The sequence below is a fragment of the Avibacterium volantium genome, assembly GCF_900635775.1.
GTDB classification, from domain to species: Bacteria; Pseudomonadota; Gammaproteobacteria; order Enterobacterales; family Pasteurellaceae; genus Avibacterium; species Avibacterium volantium.
This window is the reverse complement of the sequence record NZ_LR134167.1, coordinates 141,308-167,717: the sequence shown is the minus strand read 5'-3', so window position 1 is coordinate 167,717 and position 26,410 is coordinate 141,308. Positions and strand designations below refer to the sequence as shown.

16 protein-coding genes and 1 pseudogene are annotated in these 26,410 nt (G+C 45.2%); 7 read left to right on the top strand and 10 right to left on the bottom strand.

The annotated features are described in order from the left end of the window. The first annotated feature begins 98 nt into the window (after nt 1–98). Genes iolD through iolG form a run of 3 tightly spaced genes read left to right on the top strand, consistent with a single transcriptional unit; the run spans nt 99 to nt 3,975 of the window. Nucleotides 99–2,039, top strand: a complete 1,941-nt coding sequence (gene iolD, locus ELZ61_RS00840) for a 3D-(3,5/4)-trihydroxycyclohexane-1,2-dione acylhydrolase (decyclizing) (protein WP_126370774.1) — start codon at nt 99–101, stop codon at nt 2,037–2,039. A gap of 27 nt (nt 2,040–2,066) precedes the next feature. After that, nucleotides 2,067–2,963 (top strand): myo-inosose-2 dehydratase, encoded by an 897-nt coding sequence (gene iolE / locus ELZ61_RS00835; protein ID WP_126370772.1) that lies wholly within the window; start codon nt 2,067–2,069, stop codon nt 2,961–2,963. A gap of 1 nt (nt 2,964) precedes the next feature. Continuing rightward, entirely contained in the window at nt 2,965–3,975 is a 1,011-nt protein-coding gene (gene iolG, locus ELZ61_RS00830; RefSeq protein ID WP_126370770.1) for an inositol 2-dehydrogenase, read from the top strand. A 47-nt stretch (nt 3,976–4,022) separates the two neighbouring features. Here iolG and ELZ61_RS00825 read toward each other — a convergent pair whose 3' ends face one another. From ELZ61_RS00825 to ELZ61_RS00785, 9 genes and pseudogenes are all read right to left on the bottom strand, one after another. Continuing rightward, entirely contained in the window at nt 4,023–4,385 is a 363-nt protein-coding gene (locus ELZ61_RS00825; protein WP_126370768.1) for a DUF488 domain-containing protein, read from the bottom strand. Nucleotides 4,386–4,440: 55 nt separating this feature from the next. Further along, a complete protein-coding gene (locus ELZ61_RS00820) occupies nt 4,441–4,725 on the bottom strand; it encodes a YfcZ/YiiS family protein (RefSeq protein WP_126370766.1) in 285 nt (94 codons plus the stop codon). A 104-nt stretch (nt 4,726–4,829) separates the two neighbouring features. Further along, entirely contained in the window at nt 4,830–6,284 is a 1,455-nt protein-coding gene (gene gnd, locus ELZ61_RS00815) for a decarboxylating NADP(+)-dependent phosphogluconate dehydrogenase (protein WP_126370764.1), read from the bottom strand. A gap of 50 nt (nt 6,285–6,334) precedes the next feature. After that, entirely contained in the window at nt 6,335–6,646 is a 312-nt protein-coding gene (locus ELZ61_RS00810; RefSeq protein ID WP_126370762.1) for a nucleotidyltransferase family protein, read from the bottom strand. Continuing rightward, complete coding sequence (locus ELZ61_RS10720) at nt 6,646–7,110, bottom strand: toxin-antitoxin system YwqK family antitoxin (protein WP_197717463.1); 465 nt, start codon at nt 7,108–7,110, stop codon at nt 6,646–6,648. The genes ELZ61_RS00810 and ELZ61_RS10720 overlap by 1 nt, the downstream gene beginning before the upstream one ends. A gap of 50 nt (nt 7,111–7,160) precedes the next feature. Further along, nucleotides 7,161–7,859, bottom strand: a complete 699-nt coding sequence (gene pgl, locus ELZ61_RS00800; protein WP_126370760.1) for a 6-phosphogluconolactonase — start codon at nt 7,857–7,859, stop codon at nt 7,161–7,163. Between the two features lie 48 nt (nt 7,860–7,907). After that, nucleotides 7,908–9,401: a glucose-6-phosphate dehydrogenase gene (zwf, locus tag ELZ61_RS00795; protein ID WP_126370758.1), complete on the bottom strand. Its 1,494-nt coding sequence runs from the start codon at nt 9,399–9,401 to the stop codon at nt 7,908–7,910. Nucleotides 9,402–9,471: 70 nt separating this feature from the next. Next, on the bottom strand, nt 9,472–10,278 hold the full coding sequence (gene cysQ, locus ELZ61_RS00790; RefSeq protein WP_126370756.1) for a 3'(2'),5'-bisphosphate nucleotidase CysQ: 807 nt from the start codon (nt 10,276–10,278) through the stop codon (nt 9,472–9,474). A 143-nt stretch (nt 10,279–10,421) separates the two neighbouring features. Continuing rightward, nucleotides 10,422–12,441 (bottom strand): annotated as a pseudogene (locus ELZ61_RS00785) (OPT family oligopeptide transporter). Nucleotides 12,442–12,583: 142 nt separating this feature from the next. Here ELZ61_RS00785 and hslR point away from each other — a divergent pair. Together hslR and hslO are read left to right on the top strand one after the other, a co-directional pair. After that, on the top strand, nt 12,584–13,003 hold the full coding sequence (hslR, locus tag ELZ61_RS00780; RefSeq protein WP_126370754.1) for a ribosome-associated heat shock protein Hsp15: 420 nt from the start codon (nt 12,584–12,586) through the stop codon (nt 13,001–13,003). 145 nt (nt 13,004–13,148) lie between these two features. Beyond that, entirely contained in the window at nt 13,149–14,015 is an 867-nt protein-coding gene (hslO, locus tag ELZ61_RS00775; protein ID WP_126370752.1) for an Hsp33 family molecular chaperone HslO, read from the top strand. Between the two features lie 168 nt (nt 14,016–14,183). On the opposite strand, the gene ELZ61_RS00770 is transcribed toward hslO, so the two are convergent. Then, nucleotides 14,184–14,627, bottom strand: a complete 444-nt coding sequence (locus ELZ61_RS00770) for a hypothetical protein (protein WP_126370750.1) — start codon at nt 14,625–14,627, stop codon at nt 14,184–14,186. 84 nt (nt 14,628–14,711) lie between these two features. On the opposite strand from ELZ61_RS00770, the gene ELZ61_RS00765 reads away from it, so the two are divergent. Beyond that, the gene (locus ELZ61_RS00765) at nt 14,712–18,389 is read left to right on the top strand and encodes an ESPR-type extended signal peptide-containing protein (protein WP_126370748.1); all 3,678 of its coding nucleotides are present in this window, start codon (nt 14,712–14,714) and stop codon (nt 18,387–18,389) included. A 248-nt stretch (nt 18,390–18,637) separates the two neighbouring features. Continuing rightward, complete coding sequence (locus ELZ61_RS00760) at nt 18,638–26,326, top strand: YadA-like family protein (RefSeq protein ID WP_126370746.1); 7,689 nt, start codon at nt 18,638–18,640, stop codon at nt 26,324–26,326. The last annotated feature ends 84 nt before the right edge of the window (nt 26,327–26,410 follow it).

The following is a 26,410-nucleotide window of genomic DNA, read 5'->3' as shown; positions in this document are numbered from 1 at the left end:
CACAAAAATGAAATTTATTTTTCATTTTTGTTTTATTTGAAATAAAAGTGTGATTATATAATGCAGAAATTCGTTTTTAGGGTAACGAGGAGAGAAAGATGAAAACAGTCAGACTTACAGTTGCGCAAGCCTTAGTAAAATTCTTAGATAATCAGTACGTAGAATTTGATGGCAAGGTGACGAAGTTTATTGAAGGTATCTTTGGGATCTTTGGACACGGAAATGTGCTAGGATTAGGACAAGCACTTGAGCAAAATTCAGGCGATTTAGTCGTTCGGCAAGGACGTAATGAGCAAGGAATGGCGCACGTTGCCATCGGTTTTGCTAAACAGAAATTGCGTAAGCAAATCTATGCGTGTACATCTTCCGTGGGGCCAGGTGCGGCGAATATGATTACCGCGGCAGCAACGGCAACAGCCAACCGTATCCCTTTACTTTTATTACCTGGTGATGTGTTTGCAACACGTCAGCCTGATCCTGTGTTACAACAAATTGAACAACCTTATGATTTAAGCATTAGTACCAATGACGCATTCCGTGCCGTGAGTAAATATTGGGATCGAGTCAGCCGTCCGGAGCAGTTAATGACAGCTTGTATTAATGCTATGCGTGTGCTGACCGATCCTGCGCAAACAGGGGCAGTAACCATTGCGTTACCGCAAGATGTGCAGGGGGAGGCTTATGATTTTCCGGAATCTTTCCTAGAAAAGCGTATTCATCGCATTGAGCGTACATTGCCGACAGAGCCAATGTTGCAAGATGCCTTGGCGTTAATCCAATCAAAGAAAAAACCACTCATTATTTGTGGTGGTGGGGTGCGTTATTCAGAGGCTGCGGAGCAATTAAAAGCCTTTGCTGAAATTTATAATATTCCTTTTGCGGAGACGCAAGCAGGCAAAAGTGCGGTGGTTTCTTCCCATTATTTGAATGTTGGTGGCGTTGGTGAAACTGGCTGTTTATCCGCCAATTTACTTGCCAAAGAAGCCGATCTGATTATTGGTGTAGGAACAAGATATACCGATTTCACCACGTCTTCAAAATGGATTTTCCAGCACCCTGAAGTGAAATATCTCAACATCAATATTTCCCGTTTTGATGCTTATAAGTTAGATGGGGTACAAATCACCGCAGATGCGAAAGAAACTTTAGAAAAATTGACCGCACTTCTCGCACCGACAGGTTATCAAAGTGCTTGGGGAGAAGAAATTTCTCAAGCCAAACAACAGTTTGAAAAAGAGCTGGATCGCCTTTATCACCTGTCTTATAGCGAAAATGATTTTGTACCAGAAGTAGACGATAACCTAAATCGTGAAGCAGTGTTTGAAGAATTTATTAGGCTGACAAATTCACGTCTAACTCAGAGCCGGGTACTTGGCATTCTCAATGAAACATTAGGTGAAAATGATGTGATTGTTGGGGCGGCGGGAAGTTTACCTGGTGATTTGCAGCGGGTATGGCAATCAAAAGGTGTGGATACTTACCATTTAGAATATGGTTATTCTTGTATGGGCTATGAGGTGAATGCGGCACTTGGGGTGAAATTGGCTCAGCCACAACGAGAAGTTTATGCGCTGTTAGGTGATGGTTCTTATATGATGCTCCATTCTGAATTGGTTACCTCTATTCAAGAAGGTAAAAAAATTAATGTCATATTATTTGATAATATGACCAACGGCTGTATTAACAATCTTCAAATTGGACACGGTATGGATAGCTTTGCGACAGAATTTCGTTTCAGAAATGCCGATACGAACAAGCTCAATGGCGCTTTTGTTCCAGTAGATTTTGCAATGAATGCGGCTTCTTATGGGTGTAAGACCTATCGTGTAACCACAGAGGAAGAGTTAGTCGCAGCGTTGCAAGATGCGAAAAAACAATCTGTTTCTACGCTAATTGATGTGAAAGTGTTGCCGAAAACAATGGTGCATTCTTATGGCAGTTGGTGGCACGTTGGAGTAGCAGAAGTTTCCGAAAAAGAACGAGTTCAACAGGCTTATGAAAATGCGGTGAAACGCATAAATGAAGCAAGACGTTATTAATTATTCATTGTTTAAGAAGGAAAAATTATGAAAGCTGAAAATGTAAAATTAGGGATTGCACCTATTGGCTGGACAAACGATGATTTACCTGAATTAGGTGCTGAAAATACTTTTGAGCAATGTGTGAGTGAAATGGCGCTGGCAGGCTATACCGGCTGTGAAGTAGGAAACAAATACCCGCGCGATGTTGAAGTATTGAAACACAAGCTTGATGTTCGAGGCATAGAAATTTGTAATGCTTGGTTTAGCACTTTCTTTGTGGACGGGAAAAAAGCACAAACACTGCAAGATTTTATTAAACATCGTGATTTTTTACACGCAATGGGAGCGAAAGTGATCGGTTGTTCCGAACAAAGCCGCAGTATTCAAGGATTGCCGAAATCAATTTTTAATGAAAAAACCGTTTTCACTGATGCAGAATGGGAGCTATTGGCAGAGGGTTATAATGAATTAGCCAAATTAGCCGCCGAAAAAGGAATGCGCGTGTGCTTACATCACCATATGGGAACAGGGATTCAAACACCAGAGGAAATCGATCGTTATATGTCGGTGGTAAATGATGATGTTTATCTCTTATTTGATTCAGGTCATCTGTACTATTCCGAAGGCTCTCAACAGGCAATGCTTGATGTACTAGAAAAATATATTGATCGTATTATTCATGTTCACTTGAAAGATGTTCGCGATGACGTAGTTAATGAAGTGCGGTCGAAAAATCTAAGTTTTTTAGAAGGCGTGAAAAAAGGGACATTTACTGTACCTGGTGATGGCGTGATTGATTTTAAACCTATCTTTGAAATCTTAGATAGACATAATTACAAAGGCTGGATGGTGGTAGAAGCAGAACAAGATCCTGCTGTTGCCAATCCATTTGAATATGCGGTGAAAGGTCGTAAATATATTAAAGATGTAGCAGGAGTTTAATATGATTAAAGTAGGTATTATCGGTGCAGGACGTATTGGTCGCGTACATTCTGAAAGCATCAGTAAATATGTTAAGGGGGCAGAAATTAAAGCTATTTCTGATATTCGTGTCACAGATGAACTTCAGCAATGGGCGAAAGAAATAGGTATTCCAAATGTCTATGATGATTACCAAAAGATTCTGCAAGATCCTGAAATTGACGCTGTGTTAGTTTGTTCTTCAACCAACACTCACGCCCCAATTTCTATTGAAGCAGCGCGGGCAGGTAAGCATATTTTTTGCGAAAAACCAATTGATGCGAACGTGGAACGCATTCAAGAAGTGCTTAAAGAAGTAGAAAAGGCCGGTGTGAAATTCCAAGTGGGATTTAACCGTCGTTTTGATCATAACTTTAAAGCCATAAAACAACGTGTTGTAGCAGGAGATATTGGTGAGCCTCATTTAATTCGCGTTACCTCAAGAGATCCTGCTGCCCCCCCGATCGAATACGTTAAAGTATCAGGTGGAATGTTCTTTGATATGACAATCCACGACTTTGATATGATCCGTTATCTTTCAGGCAGTGAAGTCACTGAAGTCTATGCGGCAGGTGGAGTGCTTGTTGATCCTGCTATCGGTCAGGCTGGGGATATTGATACTGCCGTAATCACCTTGAAATTAGCTAATGGTGCAATTGGCGTGATTGATAACAGCCGTAAAGCCGTTTATGGCTATGATCAACGCGCTGAAGTATTTGGCTCGAAAGGTGCGGTGCAAACGCGTAATGATACTGATTCTACAGCGGTATATTCTAGTGAAGCTGGAGTTATCTCAGAAAAACCGAAATACTTCTTTTTAGAGCGTTATATGCAATCTTTTGCAGATGAAATGGCGTGTTTCGTAGATTCGGTGGTGAATAATAAACCAACATTAGTCAATGGTAATGATGGTTTACAACCTGTGCTTATTGCCCTTGCAGCGAAAAAATCTTTAGATGAAGGGCGCCCAGTTAAGTTGAGCGAAATTGCTTAAGGAAATTGAAAATAATGAGAGCCAAATGGCTCTCATTTTTTTATGGGTTAAAGAATATTTTTCGTGTGTTCCAACACATTTAATAACACAGGAATATGACTGTGTTCAATATCTTTCACTGCGGTAACTAATACGACTTCCTTTTGATTGGCGATTTTTTGTAGGAAATCTTGTACTAATGGCGCGTTTTGTTGGAGTTCTTGGGCGTATTGTTGGGCAAATTCGGGGTAGGTGATTTCAGCGTGGTGATAGCGGGTTCTTAGCTCGGAAGATGGGGTGATGTCTTTTTCCCAAAGGGCGATGTGGGCTTCTAGTTTAGCAATGCCTCTTGGCCAAAGGCGGTCGATCAGGACACGGAAATCATTTGGGGAAAAATCTTTGTCGTAAATGCGTTTTACTGTAAATTTCATTTGATGATCAGGGATTGAATTTAGGGGCTAAATTTAGCCCCTTGTGTTGGTTTGATTAACGTAAGCCTAATTCAAAAATTAAGGATTCCGCTTGGCAACTGAAAGTGAAATCAGCGTTGAGTAAAAATCCGCCGTCAATGGGGCTGATTGTGGCTTGAATTTGGCAAGGTTCGGTTTCTGCGGCACGCGCTTTTTGGGTGAATTCTTGTAAGGCAAGATCAGCCTCGGCTTCTGTGGCATAAACACGTTCAACGTGGCTGGTGCAGTTGCTGTTGTCGATGATGGTGCCAACGTCAAAGGTGTTGCAGCCTACGCATTCTACGGGATTCTCTTTTTTCATTTTTATGACTCCTATTTTTTATGAATGGAAAAGTGCGAGATTTTACACCGCACTTTATTTTATGCAAAAAGAGCGATAGGCAGGCCCATCGCTCGTCATATTAATTATACATCATAAGTGGTTGATGCAGTGTTACCGCCACGCCCTGTCCAGTTTGTGTGGAAGAACTCACCGCGTGGTTTGTCTTTGCGCTCATAAGTGTGCGCCCCGAAGTAATCACGCTGTGCTTGTAACAAGTTGGCTGGTAAGTCAGCGGAAGTGTAGCCATCTAAGAAAGTGATTGCAGACGCCATACAAGGCATTGGGATACCCACTTCGATAGATTTTGCGACCACTTTACGCCAGTCAGCTAAGGCGTTTTCCAAGATGTTTTTGAAGTATGGATCTGAGCCTAAGAAAATCAGATCTGGGTTGGCTTCATAGGCATCACGAATATTGCCTAAGAAACGGCTACGAATGATACAACCCTCACGCCATAATAAGGCCGTTGCGCCGTAGTTAATGTTCCAACCGAAGTTTTCTGATGCTTCACGAATCAACATAAAGCCTTGTGCGTATGAAATAATTTTTGAGGCGAGCAGGGCTTTGCGTACCGCTTCAATCCAAACTTGTTTATCCCCTTCCACTGGTTGAATCGTTTTGTGGAATAATTTTGCTGCGGCAACGCGTTGATCTTTAAATGAAGACACACAACGTGCAAACACGGATTCGGTGATTAAGGTTAATGGAATACCGAAATCAAGAGCGTTGATCCCCGTCCATTTGCCAGTCCCTTTTTGTCCTGCGGTGTCTAAGATTTTTTCTACTAATGGCTCGCCATCGGCATCTTTATAACCAAGAATATCGGTGGTGATGTCGATTAAATAGCTATCCAGCTCGGTTTTTTTCCATTCAGCGAAGATTTTTTGCATTTCGTCATAGCTTAAACCTAAGCCATCTTTTAAGAATTGATAGGCTTCACAGATAAGTTGCATATCGCCGTATTCAATGCCGTTATGCACCATTTTCACGAAATGGCCCGCACCTTCTTGGCCCACCCAATCACAGCAAGGTTCGCCTTTGTCAGTTTTGGCAGAGATCGCTTGCAAAATAGGTTTTACATAAGGCCAAGCTTCTGCGTTACCACCCGGCATAATTGATGGCCCGTGGCGCGCGCCTTCTTCACCGCCAGATACACCAGCACCCACAAAGCGGATACCTTTTTCTGCTAATTCTTTCACGCGGCGGTTGGTGTCGGGATAATTTGAGTTTCCGCCATCAATAATGATGTCGCCTTCTTCTAAATAAGGTAGTAACGCGTTGATGAATTGATCAACCACTTCACCCGCACGCACCATTAGCATCACTTTGCGAGGTTTTTCTAATTTGTTTGCCAGATCTTCTAAGGAATAAGCACCGATAATATTTGTGCCTTTCGCTGGCCCTTCTAAGAACTCGTCCACTTTTGAGGTGGTGCGGTTATACGCCACCACTTTAAAGCCGTGGTCGTTCATATTTAAAATTAAGTTTTGTCCCATTACCGCTAAACCGATAACGCCGATATCGCCTTTTTGACTCATAACTTTACTTTCTCCTGTTTCGTTATAATCTGTTGCTTTGCCTTTTTAGGCTAGGTTGATGAAATCTGTTGTTGAATCACAACAGATTTCTGCAAAATAATTTGCTGAAATTCTGTTGATGTTGCTGCCCAATCCACAATATCCACTTGCCAAGGTAAATCACTTTCTGAAAACGCATTTTCCACTTCGCATAGCGTCCTTAAAGAAAGGGGCTGTGTTGTCATCACCACCAAATCAAGATCTGAAAAGGGGCGAGCCGTGCCCTTTACTCTTGAGCCAAAAGCACGCACTTCATATTCGTCCAAATAAGTGCGGAGAATTTTTTCCACAATTTCAAGATGTTGGGGTTGAATATCAAACATTATTTAAGCTCTTTAATCATTTCACCCTTTTCGTTATAAAGTTGAGCTCTGATAATTCTTCCTTTTTCGTAAAGGGCTTTAGTTCTCAATTTACCTTGTTCAGTGTAGCCAGTTGACCAACCTTCTGGAACGCCCATTTTTACTGGGGTATGGGAATGAAGTTTTCCATTTGGGTGATAAATATCTACATATTGATCAAAATAACCATTTTTTAGAATAGTTTTTAAAGTTCGACCATTGCCTGCTTTGGTTATATAAGGACCGTCTTTTTCCCCTTCTATTTTGAATTTCGGGATTCGACGGTTTTCTTCAGGAACTTGGTCTATACTTGTAATTTCCTGTGGTTGCTGTTGTTGTTGCTTTTGACATTGCGGTAGTACAGCACCATCAAAATTATCTAAACAAGTTAAATAGGTACAACTTGAAAGTGATAGTACAGCTGGAATGATTAACCATTTTTTCATATTTTTCTCCCAATAAAAATTTCCTAAAAAATCACCGCACTTTCATTTTATTACAACAACTTCGCCGCGTCTTTATCCAAATACCATTCCGTTACGCCATTTTTTGCTTTGATTTTCGCCGCGGGGTAAGGCAGATTTTCCGCAGGTGTGCTTTGGATTTCTTTTAAAATTTCTGCTTTTGCTGCACCGGTTACCAAATAGGTAATGCGTTTGGCTTGCTCAAGCAATTTGGCGGTTTTAGAAATTCGCACTTGCCCTGTTTCTGGGTGTTTGGCTATCACCGCTAAATTTTCGTCATCAAAATTGGTTTGATGTGGGAATAATGAGGCGGTATGCCCGTCTGCCCCCATTCCTAAAATAATCCAATCAAACTCGCCGTTCGGCACGACTTCTGCCAGTTCATTTTGGAAGCGCGCGAGTTCCTGCTCCACTGGGGCTTCACCACGAATGCGGTGAATGTTTTCTGCTGGAATCTCAATATGATCGAACAATAATTTTTGCACTTCGCCATAATTGCTTTCTGGATCAGTAGGGACAACCATACGATCATCGCCCCACCAGAAATGCAAGCTTTTCCATTGGATAGCTTGGTTGTACGGTGCGGCTGCCAAGGTTTTAAACAAAAGTTTTGGCGTGCTGCCACCTGAAAGCGAAATATGCACAGGGCGACCTTCAAGGCTGTATTGCTTTAATTCTTCAGCGATTTTTTCCACCGCACTTTGCGCATTTTCAAAAATAACGTTGTTCATTCTGTTCTCCGAAGATCCCCCCGCTCCCGTAAGAGCGGGGGGATTGGGTTAGACTTTTTTCTTCATTAAACCGCTGGGTTTACGCCAAACGCGCCCTGTGCGAGCAATCAGTTTATCCGCTTCTGTTGGCCCCCAAGTGCCGGCTTCGTAATCGTAGATACGGCCGCGCGCGGCTTTGTAATCCAAAATCGGCTGCACAAATTTCCAGCAGGCGTGTACGGCATCGGTACGCGCGAATAAGGTAGCATCCCCTTTCATTGCATCAAGCAATAAACGGTCGTAAGCGCTTAATAAACTTGGTTGTGCCAGATCCGCATAGCGGAAATCCATTGACACTTCTTTGGCCTCAAAGCCTGCCCCCGGTTTTTTCAAACCGAAACGCATTGAAATGCCTTCATCAGGTTGAATGCGAATGATCAATTTGTTTTCTGGCGCATTTTGGCTAAATACTGGGTGTGGTGTGGTTTTAAAATGAATAACCACTTCTGTTACGCGCGCAGGTAAGCGTTTTCCTGTGCGCACATAAAATGGCACGCCTGCCCAACGCCAGTTGTCAATTTCGCAACGCAGTGCCATATAGGTTTCCGTATTAGAATCTGGCGGCACACCTTTTTCTTCAAGATAGCCTTTTACTTCTTTGCCATTAATGAAACCACGAGTATATTGCCCTAACACAAGGTTGTTTTTTAAATCTTCTTCGCTTAGTGGGTGTAAACAATGTAACACTTTTGCCACTTCATCACGCATTGAATCTGCGTTAATAATCGCAGGCGGTTCCATGGCTATCATCGCCAACACTTGCAATAAGTGGTTTTGGAACATATCACGCATTGCGCCAGAACCGTCATAATAGCCGCCACGCTCTTCCACACCAAGTTTTTCAGCCCCAGTGATCTCAATATAATCAATGAAGTTGCGGTTCCATAAAGGTTCAAATAAGCCGTTAGAAAAACGCAACACCAACAGGTTTTGCACAGTTTCTTTACCAAGATAATGGTCTATACGGTAAATTTGATGCTCTTCAAAGAAACGGTGGATTTGAATATCTAAGGTTTTGGCAGTTTTAATGTCGTAACCAAACGGTTTTTCCACGATTAAACGCTTCCAGCCATGTTCTTCGGTATTTAAACCGTGTTCAGCAAGGCATTCTGGAATCACGCCATAAAGGCTTGGCGGCGTGGACATATAATAAAGCGTGTTGCCTTCGGTGTGATATTTTTCGTGTAATTCCGCTAAGCGAGGCACCAGTTTGCCATAATCTTTCGCATCAGAAGTGTTGATGGTTTGGTAATACAGATGGCTACAAAAATGCTCAAGCATCTCGCCTTCCGCTTTTTCCGTTTTGATCAATGCCTGACGCATTTTTTCACGGAATTGCTCATCGGTCATTTCTGTTCTTGCTACGCCTAGCACTGAAAAATCTTCCGCTAAACGCCCGAGTTTGTATAAATTGTACAGTGCGGGGATTAATTTACGGTGGGTTAAATCGCCCGAAGCCCCAAAAATCACGATACAGTTTTTTTCTGCGTTGAGGTTTGTCATATGATTGCTATCCATTTTTAAAAGAGTGGTAATAATATGCCCAAATTTGGCAAATTACCAATAGTTCTGATTAATTAAATTGAAAGACATCGTGCCAGTTTAACTGTGCGTCTGCCACCATCACAAAATCAGGGTTCACCAAGGTTTCTCGCTGATTATAAGTGAGTGGCTGGAAACGCGGATCAAAAATTTTACCGCCCATTTCCGCTAAAATAATTTCTGCCGCGGCGGTATCCCACTCGCCTGTTTCCCCTAAACGCACATAACAATCTGCCGTGCCTTCTGCCACCAAGGCGCTTTTAATGCCGCTTGAGCCGATAATCTGAAACTCGTATTGAAAATTTGGATTTAAAATCGACCGCACTTTGTTTTTTGCGGAATGTGAGCCAACGGCAATGCGAATAGGGTGGTTAAGATTAACAGGTTGTTTTTTAAGTGCGGTGGTTTTTTGCGGCGTTTTTTTGTATGCCCCTACACCTTGCAGTGCATAGTAAGTATGTTGTGATTGCGGCGAATGAATCACCCCAAGCACCGGGCGATGTTGATGCACCAAGGCAATCAAAACAGAAAAATTCCCCGTGCGATTAATAAATTGCTGCGTGCCATCTAAGGGATCAACTAGCCAATATGTTTGCCACTGTTGCCGTTCAGCAAAGGGAATTTTGCAATTTTCTTCCGATAAAACAGGAATATCAGGCGTTAAGGCGGTGAGTTTTTCAATTAAAAATTGACTGACAAAAAGATCCGCTTCGGTAACCGGCGTATTGTCTGCCTTGAGCTGCGGACGGATATTTTTTCCATAAAAACGATTAAGATGATCGCCCGCTTGCTCAGCAATTGCCAACACGGATTGCAGTAAAGAAGAATCGAATAACAAAGTGGCCGCCCAAATGATGAAACAATGGCACAAAGTATAGCAAAGGGGGGAGTAAAGGCAAGGGTGAAAGTGGGGAAAGAAAAAGGGGCAATCGCCCCTTTATTATTCATAAAATAATGAGATGTTAAAGTGCGGTGTAATTTTTAGCCTTTTTTCGCACGCAATACACGAAGGGCGTAAATCACCACGCCAGCAAGGAACATCGTTAAACCTAGCCATTCTGCGGTGCTGTCCCAGTTTTCTAATGAAAGTGCAAGTGGTGCGTCAGAGCCGCCAGAAGTAACAGAAGCGGCGATGATAAAGGCGAGAATCACGCCAATTAAGCTTTCCCCCACAATCAAACCTGCGGCGAATAAGGTGCCGTAGCGTTCTGCTTTTTTCTTCACATCATTAAGATTTTTGCCGTTGCGTTGTGCATAAGCCGTTAAGTGTCGGTTGATAAACCAAGCTAGCACCGCACCAATGACGATAGGCATATTTACAACTGGAGGTAAATAAATCCCCATTCCCACAGCGAGGGCAGGCAGGGCAAAGCGATTTTGGCTGGCTTTTTTCAATAGCATATCAATGATGATGAGGGCTAAGCCTAATCCGATCCCCATAAAGATATAACGCCATTCTAAATTGCTCGAGAAAATGCCTGTGGCGATGGTGGTCATCAAGGTGGCTTGTGGGGCAGAGGGCTTGGCTTGGATCCATATCCGCACGTGGTAATGCTCCTGTGAAGCCGTAGGCGTGGTAGAGAATTTCTAGCACGGGGGCGATGACGAACGCACCTACCACACAGCCGATAATTAATGCCACTTGTTGACGCCAAGGGGTGGCTTGCACCAACAATCCAGTTTTGAGATCTTGCAGGTTGTCGTTAGAAATCGCCGCGGTGGTGATGACGATTGAACCAGTGAAAATGGTCAATGCAGTGAGAAATTTCATTCCCTCTGGCGAGTCGATTAAGCCCGTCATTTTACCGAGTAAGAATAAGGTGAGGGAAGTGATGACCACGGAAATAATCCCAATGCCTGAGATTGGGCTAGATGATGATCCCACAAGCCCCGCCATATAACCACAGGCTGCGGCAACAAAAAAGCCGATAAATACCGCTAAGAAGGTACATACAATGACGAATAATAAGGCATATTCTGTGGCAATCGGTGCTTGGGCAATGAAGTGGTGAAGTGCCACCATAATCAAGGCGATTGCGGCGATTGTGATATAAATCATTGATTTAGGGGATAAATCAAGTTGTGTGCGATCATTGGTTTGTGCAGAAGGATCTTTTAACGCACGGAAAGATTGTGCCATTCCTTGGATCATCGGTTTCATTAACACTAATAATGTCCAAATTGCCGCAATGCCGATGGTTCCCACACCGATAAAACGCACTTTACTTTTCCAAATACCCATCGCATAGCCCACCATATCCGCGTCCACAGGCATTGGTGAGGCACTGGTGAAATAAGGTACAGCAACGCCCCAAGTGAGGAAAATTCCCACTAAAATGGCGATACCCCCTACAATTCCCACTAAATAACCTGCCCCTAATAAGGCGAGGGAGAAGCCCATCGGCACTTGGAAAACGGCATTTCCCCCTTTAAACCACAGACTTGCACCATCGGCAATCAGGCGTAATCCATTGGTGGCAAAGCTCACCACCGCGGCAATCACACCACCTGCTGCGATCTCTTTAATGCCACTATCGCCTTTTCCTTCTTCGTGGTTGCCCGCTTTGAGAATTTCTGCAGCGGCAACGCCTTCTGGATAAGGTAAATCACTTTTCGCCACCATCACTTGGCGTAGTGGCACGGTGAAAATCACCCCTAAAATCCCCCCAGCAGCACAAATTAATAAGGTTTGCCAAAAGGAAAAGTCTTGCCAGTATCCCATCATCAACAATCCTGGGATGACGAAAATCACTGAAGAAAGCGTACCCGCGGCTGAGGCTTGGGTTTGCACCATATTATTTTCTAAGATATTTGAACCTGAAAACATTTTCAGCACCGCCATTGATATTACTGCGGCAGGGATTGATGAGGCGAACGTCAGCCCCACTTTTAGCCCAAGATAAACATTTGATGCGGTGAAAATCACCGTAATTAACGCCCCTAAGAACATTCCGCGAAAGGTCAGCTCTTTCAAACTAGGCGAAGAAGTTGAATGTTGCATCGTTTTTTCCTCGATTTTGTTATAAAAATGCTTCATTCTATCTGAATTTTATTAGTTCGGATCAAATTTTTGTCTAAATCTTGTCTTATGGCATAAAATACGGAAAAAAACACCGCACTTTAAAAATAAGGGGAAAAGCAAAATGGCAAAAAATTCTGCAAAGCAACGAGATAATAAAGAAGATAACGAGGTTCGCTTGGACAAATGGCTGTGGGCAGCGCGCTTTTATAAAACGCGAACCATTGCCAAAGAGATGATTGACGGCGGTAAGGTACATTATAACAATCAGCGTACCAAGCCGAACAAAACGGTGGAAGTGGGGGCGTTGATTAAATTACGTCAAGGTAATGAAGAAAAAGAAGTGCAAGTGCTTGCCCTTTCCACTCAACGCCGTGGCGCACCAGAGGCGCAACTGTTGTATCAAGAAACAGCGCAAAGTGTGGAAAAACGGGAAAAGTGGGCGATTGCGCGTAAGAACAATGCCCTTTCAATGCCAAATCCTGAACGCCGTCCAAATAAAAAAGAGCGGCGAGATTTGCTTAAGTTTAAATATCAGGATTGATCTTGTGTTTGACAAAATCGTCCCAATATTAAGCCCATTGCCAAGCTGAGTGTAGGCATCGTGGGGACATATTCCTAAAGCGAAATCTATTCTTTTCTTAATTCACTCAGCAAATGGCGTAACCTAAAGATTTATTGAGGACAAAATGACATATCAAGCTGACAACGACAAACTCTATCGTTATTTATTTAAAAACCGCGCGGTGCGTGGTGAATGGGTGCGCTTAAATCAAAGTTTTAAAGATACTTTAAACACCCATCATTATCCGAAAGTGGTGCAAAACCTACTAGGTGAAATGATGGTGGCAACCAGTCTTTTAACCGCAACGCTAAAATTTAACGGCAGCATTACCGTACAAATTCAAGGTGATGGCCCGCTTTCATTAGCTTTAGTGAATGGCTCTGATGATCAAAAAATGCGTGCGTTGGCACGTTTGCAAGGCGAAGTGCGTGATGAAATGAGCCTAAGCGAGCTTATCGGCAAAGGCGTGTTGGTCATCACCATTACACCTAATGAGGGCGAACGTTATCAAGGGGTTATCAGCCTTGACAAGCCGACAATCACGGAATGTTTAGAAGATTATTTTGTGCGTTCTGAGCAGTTACAAACCCAGTTAATTATCCGTACAGGCGAATTTAATGGTGAACCTGTGGCGGCAGGAATGTTATTGCAAGTGATGCCAGACGGCGTGGGCGAAGAAGGCGATTTTGAGCATCTTGCTACTCTTACAGCAACGGTAAAAGATGAAGAAATCTTTGGCCTAAGTGCAGAAGAAATGCTTTACCGTTTATATCACGAAGAAACCGTGGAAATTTACCCTGCACAAAATGTAGAGTTTTTCTGTGGTTGCACCCAAGAACGTTCAGGCGGTGCATTACTGTTATTACCAGAAAACGAAATTGACGAAATTCTCGCCGAACACAACGGCAGCATCGATATGCAATGCGAATGTTGTGGCACGCATTATTTCTTTAATAAAGATACAATTGAAAAACTCCGCCGCTCAACCTAACAAATCGCACGGGAAGTCTAAATGGCAAAATAAACTGCAGGCTTCCTCCCACCCTATCCAACCTCAAATGAATTAATGCTGATGCAATAAAGAAACGCCTCATCTTGTTTTCTTTTTTCACTGAACAGGGTTGAAATCACCCGCACCTTTCTACGCTTTAGTAGGTGTTTAGGCAGTAATATTGCGATAATTTGCAAAATTTTGCGTAAATTTGCTAGCTAAATCTTTTTTTGCTGTTATAATTCCCAATCTTTTAGTACAAAAATCAACCGTCTGAGGCAAAAAAGAAATTATAATGGTAAAAAGACTTGACAAATCCTTTCTTAATGCTACTTGGAATCGCTTAAGCATCTTTATAATCAATGGGTTACGTGAATTTTCCGCGCGCGTTACATTCATTTTCCCTTTCCCTATTTTTTTCTGTATGTCTTTCCCTGTTACAAAGGGAATTACGCATCTCTTTTGTCGCTTTTTTAGCTTCAAGGCGCTTCGGTCTTGGCAAAAAACGCGAAAAAAAACACCGCACTTTACTATGGCATATATGGAATAGCAAAGCGGCAACCTTATTCGTATAACACAATCGTATAACACAGCGATTTTCATTGACAACATAACATATTAACCCCTTTAGCATTTTAGTTAGACAGCGTTGCGCTGTGTTTACTAAATGACTAACTTATTGATGAGAACAAAAGAATGAATAACATTTATAAAATTATCTGGAGCACCGCACGTCAGGCATTTGTTGTTGTATCTGAACTTACCCGTCGCAGAGGCAAACAGAAGTCGCAAGTTGATGTAGTACTGAGCCCACAGGCGGAACAAGCCGATATCGATGGGCTACGAGCTCCTCCTGAGCAACGTTTAGAGTTCTTTAAATTATCCAAAGTATCACTTTACATATTAAGTGCTATCGGCGTTTTACAACTGCCAAATCAGGCCTTTGCAGAAACAGACGTAACAGAAAAAACGGGCAGTGTTAAGCTTCTGGAGCAAGGAGGCAAAGATACTACAATTGTAATAGGGGACACGAATGCTGGTACAAGTTATGGTAGTGTAATTATTGGTAATAATGTTACTATCAGACGTAATAGTAGCGGTGCGCAATCTCCTACCATTGCAAATGATGTAACCGTTTTGGGAGACGGTGCCACCGCTTTGTTTGATGGTAGTGTGGCTATTGGAAGCAAGTCAAAATCCAATGTTGAGAATGCCTTACCATATTGGTCCAACGCGCGCCCACTGCTTCAAGAAAACGGCGTTATGGCCTATTACTCCAATTGGAACTTCACAGAAGAAGAGCTCAAAGTTGCTGGTGTCAAAGATGATATAGCACTAGCAAATCAGCTCATTGATACTGTAAAAGATGATGGTAATCGCACTTCTCGCAGAGAAAAACTCACCGCTAAAATTGAAGAACTGGCAAAAACAGCCGAAAGCCAATTTGCAGGCGATACAAGAGATAAAGAGATCGCACTTTCTAATTTTAAAAATAAATTATCTGTGCTTTCCTCACTTATTCAACAAACCTCTAGCACTAAGCCAGATGGGGCTGGTTTGCTCGCAGGCCTTGCCAGCACGGGCGGTGTTTCTGTGGGCGATGTTGAAAAAGGCGTATTCCGCCAAATTCACGGTGTGGCAGCGGGCAGGGCAGACAGTGATGCTGTCACCGTGGCACAATTGCGCGAAGTTGCACCTCGCTACATGAGTGTTAAAGGTAATGATGATGGTTCTGTCCAACCGAATTACCTTAATGATGGTGCTACGGGATTAAACAGTGTTGCTATTGGAGCGCAGGCAGCGGCTGAATCTGATTTAGGTATTGCTTTAGGCTATGGTGCCCAGGCAGGCGATAACGCAGAATTATTAAGATTAAATGAAATCTACAAAGATCCTAAAAATATTGAATTGGCAAAATCAGATGCACTGAGAAGCTTGTTGCCGTTTGGCAGTATAAAAGATTTGGAAAACAATGCCAATGGCGCAAAAGGAGATGTTTTCTCATCTGGCAGAGAAGTTGCGATTGGTGGAGGTAATGCACTAGGTCGTCAAGCAATCAGTATCACACAAGAAGATGGTGGACGTGCGTTAGGTGGTGGTGCGATTAATATTGGTACTTATATCGTGCAAGGACACGGCGCCTTGGGTATCGGTGGCTATGGTGAGTTATATGGCATGAATTCCACTTCCATTGGGGGTGGCAACTTTGTGGCTGGACAAGGCCTCAACGTGTTAGGGCATGGCATTCAAAGCAATGGTAACTTCAATAATATTATGGGTGACCAAGTTCAAGTTACAGGTGGCTATAACACCGTACTGGGTGCCCAAAATGTCATCTCGGTAGAGAAAACAGCACCATATTCTGATCTTTTAACTATCTTAGACAAAGGCTATAACCATATTATTGGTAATAGTGTACGAAGTGCGGGTCAATATAACGCTATTTTAGGCAATTCCAGCCAAAATCAAGGCGATAACAATACGTTATTAGGTAATACGAATAAAGTTGCAGGGGATAAGCAATTATTATTGGGCCATGAAAATACCATTGTAGGTGAACATAATAGTGCCATTGGTAGTGGTACGATGACTTTTGGTGTAGATAATATTCTCATTGGTTCTGATGTACGTGGTGTGGATAATTCACTTATTCGCGCATTTGAAGGAAGAACGAATCTAGAAAAAGGCATAGGCATATTATCAGGAGATACTATCAATAATCAAGATCTAGGAAAGTATGCATTACGCAATGCGGTGGCACTGGGTAATCAAACAACCGTTGCAGTTGATGGTGGTGTCGCGTTGGGTTCAAATGCAGTTGCTGCGCAAGGAGCAATGCAGCAAGGATATAATCCAAAAGATAATAGCACAATTGTGGATGCATTGGTTTCACGCTTTGTGGAAAATGCGCTATCTACCAATGATATGCTACAATATGACTCAAAATCCGATCCAGACTATAAAGCCAATCAGGAACAAACACTGCGATTCCTAATAGATAATTTTGGGGATGAAGATGAAGAATCACAAGCCTATTTTAAAGAATTAGTGCATTCTTATAATGTAACACAAGACGATCTTAAAAATGCGTTGCAAAGACGCCTTGATCAACTCCAACATGGTGAGCAAAGCACCACAGCCTATCAACAGTTGACAGAAGAACAAAAAGCAGCTGTAGATGATCTTTTCAATGGCATTGCAAATACACGTTTTTCAAGTTTCTTGAAAGATCCAAACATGATTGCTGCTGTTAAAGAAGGCCAAGCCAACCGCCAAAAAGCAACATGGCAAGCCACCGAAAGTGCGGTCAGCCTTGGTGGAATGAAAGATGGTAAAGTCATTACGCGCCAAATCACCAACTTGGCTGCCGGCTCTGAGGATACTGATGCCGTCAACGTTGCTCAACTTAAGGCAGCACAAACTCATTATGTGAGCATCAATGGAACCGAAACCGAAGGCTATTCTAACTTCGCTAATGAAGGAGCGAATTACGCACCACATAGTATAGCGATTGGAGAAGGTGCTAAAACGGTTGATTTAGCGGATTTCTTTGCAGAAAAATATCTAAATACAGAAAAATATGACAGTTTATATACTGGGCGTATGGCAGGTCCATTTATTAGGCAATCTTCTATAAAAGAGATGTATCAACGTTGGAAAAATACGGTTATTGCTTATTTAACCGACAATGCTATTGGTAAAAAAACAGCCGACGAATTATCGACAATGGATGCATTTCAATTAGGTAAATATGTTACTTCCTTGGCAGATCAGATTGATGAAAATGTCTTGATTGATAAATTGAAATCAAATGGCGCCTTTGGTGAGGGTAGCGTTGCATTAGGTCATAACGCTAAAGCAGCAGGGATGAATAATATTGCGATCGGTAAAAATGCTCAGGCTGTATCAGGTCTGGCAGAAGATGCTATTGCTATAGGTACTGATGCACGCACTTTTGACAAAGGTATCGCTTTAGGTAAACATGCTATTTCTGGTGGCGGTATCTCGATTGGTCCGAATGCACAATCATCTGGACCAAACAATGGTTTACAAGAAGGAATCGCAATTGGTATTGATGCGCATGCAGGAGTGAATTCTGTTCTTGTGGGTAACCACAATCTGGCTACTGGTTTTAATTCTGTCGGGCTTGGGAATCATTTACAAGTTAATTACCTCTCGGTTGCTGTTGGTGAAGGCGCAAATGCTGGGCGTCTAAGCAGTAGTGATCCTCGGTTGCGCAACTTGGAATCAGTGACAAATACAACGAGTTTAGGTTACCACAGTAAATCTGCAATGCCATTTGATGTGGCGGTCGGTGCACACTCTACAACCGATAAAAACAAAGTAGATTATGATGTTATGATGGTTCCGTAAGAATAAATGATAATACAGTAGAAACACCAATCTACCACCTTGGTCGAAATGGATGGGATCCAATTACTAAGAAAGCGAGTGATACATCAATCGATACCTTATCGCTTTCAGATTTTGGGCTGGGTCCTTGGGCTGTTTCAGAAATTTTAGACATATCTACAACGCTCGATGAAGCAGCAACTAAAACATATAACGATGTCCGTGGTGATTTAATTGATCCAAATGCATATAACTATTTTAAAGAATTAGTGAAAATCCGCGATGCTGGTTTATTAGCATCAACCAGTACTTTGGGTGAGTTTTCTGTTGGTGATGTGAATAAAGGTGTATTGCGTCGAATCACATCTGTTGGGGCAGGCTCTGAAGACACCGACGCTGTCAACGTATGGCAATTAAAACGCGTGGCACAAGGCTGGAAAATTGGTGATGACGCAGCGCAGGCAAAACCAGCAGTGGGTGAAGTCGCCGCTGGCGAACGTGTTGACTTTGTGGCAGGTGATGATCAAACCACGAATGTGGAAGTCACAGATGACAATGCACAAGGCAAGTCAAAAGTGACCATTACGGCCAAAACATTGTTCAAATACACCAAAGCAGATGGCACACCAGTTTACCAATTCAATGGTAAATTCTACACTGAACCAAAAGGTCAAGGTAATGAAGTACCAGCAACTGAAGTGGTTGTCGCATTGCTTAACCCAGACGGCACCACCAAAACCGCAACACGCCTAACCAATTTGGCAGCAGGCACCAATCCAAATGATGCCGTGATCTTAGCGCAATTACAAAAAGCAGTGCGTTACTATGGTGTGAATTCTGAGATTGATAAATCAGCAGATAGCAACTGGGACGGCAGCGGTGCAAAAGGTGCAGATTCTATTGCCATCGGTAAAAATGCAGGCACAGCGGCACAAGCTGCGTCAGCCATTGCATTAGGTTTAGGTGCAAAAGCCAACACTGCAAACAGCGTAGCTGTGGGAGCGGGATCGATCGCAGATCGTAATTTTGCAGATAATATGTATGCAAACGCCACCAACGGAACAGGTTACAAAGCCCCGATTGGTGATGGTAAAACGGCAGAAACAGACTATAAACCAGTCGGTGAGTTCTCTGTAGGCGCTGACGGCCAACTCCGTCAAATCACCCATCTTGCAGCTGGTGTTCAAGATACTGATGCGGTGAACGTATGGCAGTTGAATGAGGCTATCAAAAATGTACGTCAAGTTATTGATGATATCGCACCAGGATTAAAAGGCCCAACAGGTGATAAAGGCGAAACTGGAGATAAAGGCTTGACTGGCGATAAAGGTGCCACAGGTGACCAAGGTGCGAAAGGCGAAACCGGAGACAAAGGTGAAGCTGGCGATAAAGGCTTGACTGGAGACAAAGGCGCGAAAGGTGAAACCGGAGATAAAGGTGAAGCCGGCGACAAAGGCGCTACAGGCGACCAAGGTGCTAAAGGTGAAACCGGAGATAAAGGTGAAGCTGGCGACAAAGGCGCTACAGGTGACCAAGGTGCGAAAGGCGAAACCGGAGACAAAGGTGAAGCTGGCGATAAAGGCGCTACAGGTGACCAAGGTGCGAAAGGCGAAACCGGAGATAAAGGTGAAGCCGGCGACAAAGGCGCTACAGGCGACCAAGGTGCTAAAGGTGAAACCGGAGATAAAGGTGAGGCTGGTGATAAAGGTGCCACAGGTGACCAAGGTGCGAAAGGCGAAACCGGAGATAAAGGTGAAGCTGGTGATAAAGGCGCCACAGGTGACCAAGGTGCGAAAGGCGAAACCGGAGACAAAGGTGAAGCTGGCGATAAAGGCGCCACAGGTGACCAGGGTGCGAAAGGCGAAACCGGAGATAAAGGTGAAGCCGGCGACAAAGGCGCTACAGGCGACCAAGGTGCTAAAGGTGAAACCGGAGATAAAGGCGAAACCGGAGATAAAGGTGAAGCTGGCGATAAAGGTGCCACAGGTGACCAAGGTGCGAAAGGCGAAACCGGAGATAAAGGCGAAACCGGAGATAAAGGTGAAGCTGGCGATAAAGGCGCTACGGGCGACCAAGGTGCTAAAGGTGAAACCGGAGATAAAGGTGAAACCGGAGATAAAGGTGAAGCCGGTGACAAAGGCGCTACAGGTGATCAAGGCGCGAAAGGTGAAACCGGAGATAAAGGTGAAGCTGGCGATAAAGGCGCTACAGGCGACCAAGGTGCGAAAGGCGAAACTGGAGACAAAGGTGAAGCTGGCGATAAAGGCGCTACAGGTGACCAAGGTGCTAAAGGTGAAACCGGAGATAAAGGTGAAGCCGGCGACAAAGGCGCTACAGGTGATCAAGGCGCGAAAGGCGAAACCGGAGACAAAGGTGAGGCCGGTGATAAAGGTGCCACAGGTGACCAAGGTGCGAAAGGCGAAACCGGAGATAAAGGTGAAGCTGGCGATAAAGGCGCTACAGGTGACCAAGGTGCTAAAGGTGAAACCGGAGATAAAGGTGAAGCCGGCGACAAAGGCGCTACAGGCGACCAAGGTGCTAAAGGTGAAACCGGAGATAAAGGCGAAACTGGAGACAAAGGTGAGGCTGGTGATAAAGGCTTGACTGGCGATAAAGGTGAAACCGGAGATAAAGGTGAAGCTGGCGATAAAGGCGCTACGGGCGACCAAGGTGCTAAAGGTGAAACCGGAGATAAAGGCGAAACTGGAGACAAAGGCGAGGCTGGTGATAAAGGCTTGACTGGCGATAAAGGTGAAACCGGAGATAAAGGTGAAGCTGGCGATAAAGGCGCCACAGGTGACCAAGGTGCGAAAGGCGAAACCGGAGATAAAGGTGAAGCTGGCGATAAAGGCGCTACAGGTGATCAAGGCGCGAAAGGCGAAACCGGAGACAAAGGTGAGGCCGGTGATAAAGGTGCCACAGGTGACCAAGGTGCGAAAGGCGAAACCGGAGATAAAGGTGAAGCTGGCGATAAAGGCGCTACGGGCGACCAAGGTGCTAAAGGTGAAACCGGAGACAAAGGTGAGGCTGGTGATAAAGGCTTGACTGGCGATAAAGGTGAAACCGGAGATAAAGGTGAAGCTGGTGATAAAGGTGCCACAGGTGACCAAGGTGCGAAAGGCGAAACCGGAGACAAAGGTGAAGCCGGCGACAAAGGCGCTACAGGTGATGTAGGTGCGACAGGTGCAACTGGAGACAAAGGTGAGACTGGAGATAAGGGCGCTACAGGTGATGTAGGTGCGACCGGTGCAACTGGAGACAAAGGTGAGACTGGCGATAAAGGTGAAACCGGAGATAAAGGTGCTACAGGTGACCAAGGTGCGAAAGGCGAAACCGGAGACAAAGGCGAAACCGGAGACAAAGGTGAGGCTGGTGATAAAGGTGCCACAGGTGACCAAGGTGCGAAAGGCGAAACCGGAGACAAAGGTGAAGCTGGTGATAAAGGTGCCACAGGTGACCAAGGTGCGAAAGGCGAAACCGGAGACAAAGGTGAGGCCGGAGATAAAGGTGCCACAGGTGACCAAGGTGCTAAAGGTGAAACCGGAGATAAAGGCGAAACTGGAGACAAAGGTGAAGCCGGCGACAAAGGCGCTACAGGCGACCAAGGTGCGAAAGGCGAAACCGGAGATAAAGGTGAAGCTGGCGATAAAGGCGCTACAGGTGATGTAGGTGCGACAGGTGCAACTGGAGACAAAGGTGAGACTGGCGATAAAGGTGCCACAGGTGACCAAGGTGCGAAAGGCGAAACCGGAGATAAAGGTGAAGCTGGCGATAAAGGCGCTACAGGTGATGTAGGTGCGACCGGTGCAACTGGAGACAAAGGTGAGACTGGCGATAAAGGTGAAGCTGGCGATAAAGGCGCTACAGGTGATGTAGGTGCGACCGGTGCAACTGGAGACAAAGGTGAGACTGGCGATAAAGGTGAAACCGGAGACAAAGGTGAAGCCGGCGACAAAGGTGCTACAGGCGACCAAGGTGCTAAAGGTGAAACCGGAGATAAAGGTGAAGCTGGCGATAAAGGCGCTACAGGTGACCAAGGTGCGAAAGGCGAAACTGGAGACAAAGGTGAAGCCGGCGACAAAGGCGCTACAGGTGACCAAGGTGCTAAAGGTGAAACCGGAGATAAAGGTGCCACAGGTGACCAAGGTGCTAAAGGCGAAACCGGAGACAAAGGCGAAACTGGAGACAAAGGTGAAGCTGGCGATAAAGGCGCTACAGGTGACCAAGGTGCTAAAGGTGAAACCGGCGACAAAGGCGCTACGGGCGACCAAGGTGCTAAAGGTGAAACCGGAGATAAAGGCGAAACTGGAGACAAAGGTGAAGCCGGCGACAAAGGCGCTACAGGCGACCAAGGTGCTAAAGGTGAAACCGGAGATAAAGGTGAAGCCGGCGACAAAGGCGCTACAGGTGATCAAGGCGCGAAAGGCGAAACCGGAGACAAAGGTGAGGCCGGTGATAAAGGTGCCACAGGTGACCAAGGTGCGAAAGGCGAAACCGGAGATAAAGGTGAAGCTGGCGATAAAGGCGCTACAGGTGATGTAGGTGCGACCGGTGCAACTGGAGACAAAGGTGAGACTGGCGATAAAGGTGAAGCTGGCGATAAAGGCGCTACAGGTGACCAAGGTGCGAAAGGCGAAACTGGAGACAAAGGTGAAGCCGGCGACAAAGGCGCTACAGGTGACCAAGGTGCTAAAGGTGAAACCGGAGATAAAGGTGCCACAGGTGACCAAGGTGCTAAAGGCGAAACCGGAGACAAAGGCGAAACTGGAGACAAAGGTGAAGCTGGCGATAAAGGCGCTACAGGTGACCAAGGTGCTAAAGGTGAAACCGGCGACAAAGGCGCTACGGGCGACCAAGGTGCTAAAGGTGAAACCGGAGATAAAGGCGAAACTGGAGACAAAGGTGAAGCTGGTGATAAAGGTGCCACAGGTGACCAAGGTGCGAAAGGCGAAACCGGAGACAAAGGTGAGGCCGGAGATAAAGGTGCCACAGGTGACCAAGGTGCTAAAGGTGAAACCGGAGATAAAGGCGAAACTGGAGACAAAGGTGAAGCCGGCGACAAAGGCGCTACAGGCGACCAAGGTGCGAAAGGCGAAACCGGAGATAAAGGTGAAGCTGGCGATAAAGGCGCTACAGGTGATGTAGGTGCGACAGGTGCAACTGGAGACAAAGGTGAGACTGGAGACAAAGGTGAGACTGGAGATAAGGGCGCTACAGGTGATGTAGGTGCGACCGGTGCAACTGGAGACAAAGGTGAGACTGGCGATAAAGGTGAAACCGGAGATAAAGGTGAAGCTGGCGATAAAGGCGTTACGGGCGACCAAGGTGCTAAAGGTGAAACCGGAGATAAAGGCGAAACTGGAGACAAAGGTGAAGCCGGCGACAAAGGCGCTACAGGCGACCAAGGTGCTAAAGGTGAAACCGGAGATAAAGGTGAAGCCGGCGACAAAGGCGCTACAGGTGATCAAGGCGCGAAAGGCGAAACCGGAGACAAAGGTGAGGCCGGTGATAAAGGTGCCACAGGTGACCAAGGTGCGAAAGGCGAAACCGGAGATAAAGGTGAAGCTGGCGATAAAGGCGCTACAGGTGATGTAGGTGCGACCGGTGCAACTGGAGACAAAGGTGAGACTGGCGATAAAGGTGAAGCTGGCGATAAAGGCGCTACAGGTGACCAAGGTGCGAAAGGCGAAACTGGAGACAAAGGTGAAGCCGGCGACAAAGGCGCTACAGGTGACCAAGGTGCTAAAGGTGAAACCGGAGATAAAGGTGCCACAGGTGACCAAGGTGCTAAAGGCGAAACCGGAGACAAAGGCGAAACTGGAGACAAAGGTGAAGCTGGCGATAAAGGCGCTACAGGTGACCAAGGTGCTAAAGGTGAAACCGGCGACAAAGGCGCTACGGGCGACCAAGGTGCTAAAGGTGAAACCGGAGATAAAGGCGAAACTGGAGACAAAGGTGAAGCTGGCGATAAAGGCGCTACAGGTGACCAAGGTGCTAAAGGTGAAACCGGCGACAAAGGCGCTACGGGCGACCAAGGTGCGAAAGGCGAAACCGGAGACAAAGGTGAGGCCGGAGATAAAGGTGCCACAGGTGACCAAGGTGCTAAAGGTGAAACCGGAGATAAAGGCGAAACTGGAGACAAAGGTGAAGCCGGCGACAAAGGCGCTACAGGCGACCAAGGTGCGAAAGGTGAAACCGGAGATAAAGGTGAAGCCGGCGACAAAGGCGCTACAGGTGACCAAGGTGCTAAAGGCGAAACCGGAGACAAAGGTGAAGCTGGCGATAAAGGCGCTACAGGCGACCAAGGTGCGAAAGGTGAAACCGGAGATAAAGGTGAAGCTGGCGATAAAGGCGTTACGGGCGACCAAGGTGCTAAAGGTGAAACCGGAGATAAAGGCGAAACTGGAGACAAAGGTGAAGCCGGCGACAAAGGCGCTACAGGTGATCAAGGCGCGAAAGGCGAAACCGGAGACAAAGGTGAGGCCGGAGATAAAGGTGCCACAGGTGACCAAGGTGCGAAAGGCGAAACCGGAGATAAAGGTGAAGCTGGCGATAAAGGCGCTACAGGTGACCAAGGTGCTAAAGGTGAAACCGGAGATAAAGGTGAAGCCGGCGACAAAGGCGCTACAGGTGATCAAGGCGCGAAAGGCGAAACCGGAGACAAAGGTGAGGCCGGAGATAAAGGTGCCACAGGTGACCAAGGTGCGAAAGGCGAAACCGGAGATAAAGGTGAAGCTGGCGATAAAGGCGCTACAGGTGACCAAGGTGCTAAAGGTGAAACCGGAGATAAAGGCGAAACCGGAGACAAAGGCGAAACCGGAGACAAAGGTGAAGCTGGCGACAAAGGTGCGACCGGCGATATTGGAAGCGCTAGAGGTATTGTTACATACAATGTTTCAGGTAATACTGAGAAGAACGATTATCCAGATATTAAGAGTGTTATAAATGCTATTAATAGTGATGGTATTAAGTATGTTCATGTAAATGCTGATATTAATGATCCTGATGTTCCACCAGGTCGGGAAAACTTTGATGCCTCCGCAGCAGGTAAAAATTCTGTGGCTGTTGGTAAATTAGCTGAAACCACAGTAAAAGCAGAAAATGCGATTGCAATTGGTAACAAAGCAAAAGTAGATGCAAAAGACTCAATTGCTATTGGTAGCGAAGCGAATGCCAATGTTGCTAACTCAGTTGCTTTAGGTGCTAAGGCAGTAACAACGGGTGTAGCGAATGAGCATACTGCGGGTGCTCAAGAGTATAAACCTGAAGATAGTGGACTCAAAGATGTCATCTCTGGTGCGATTGAGTTTGCTGGTACGAAACCTGTAGGTGTTGTCTCTGTGGGTAATGTGAATTCAGAACGCCGCATTCAAAATGTGGCTGCAGGTAAAGTTTCTGAACACAGTACTGATGCTATTAATGGAAGCCAGTTGTATGCACTAGCCAATGCAGTGAAAAATGGCACTGCAGGTTTGGTGCAACAAGGCCAAGATCCTAAGTTGATTGGACAACGTAAGGATCCACAAACACAGGCTCCAGTGAACGATAATCCATTAACTGTGGGATCAGGATTGGGTGGTAGTGAAGTGAACTTCACTAATAGCCTCCATGAACCGCGTCGCCTAACAGGCGTGGCTGATGGCATCGCACCAAATGATGCGGTGAACAAAGGCCAGCTGGACAGCGCAATTGGTGGTGTGAATAACCGTATTAATAAACTGGATAAGAATATGAAATCTGGTGTATCTAATGCGGTGGCCATGGCAAGCATTCCACAGGTTTATATGCCAGGTAAGAGCATGTTTGCTGTTGGCACCGGTAACTACAAAGGCAGCACATCTATTGCTGTTGGGGTCAGCCAGATCAGCGATAACGGCAAGGTGATCTTAAAACTAAACGGTAGTGCATCACAAAAAGGTGATGTTGCCGTCGGGGCTGGCATTGGATTTATGTGGTAATATGCTACTGATCTAGAGGCTAAAGGAAAAGTGCGGTGAAAAATAGAAAGTTTTTCAACCGCACTTTTTACATTAATGATAAAA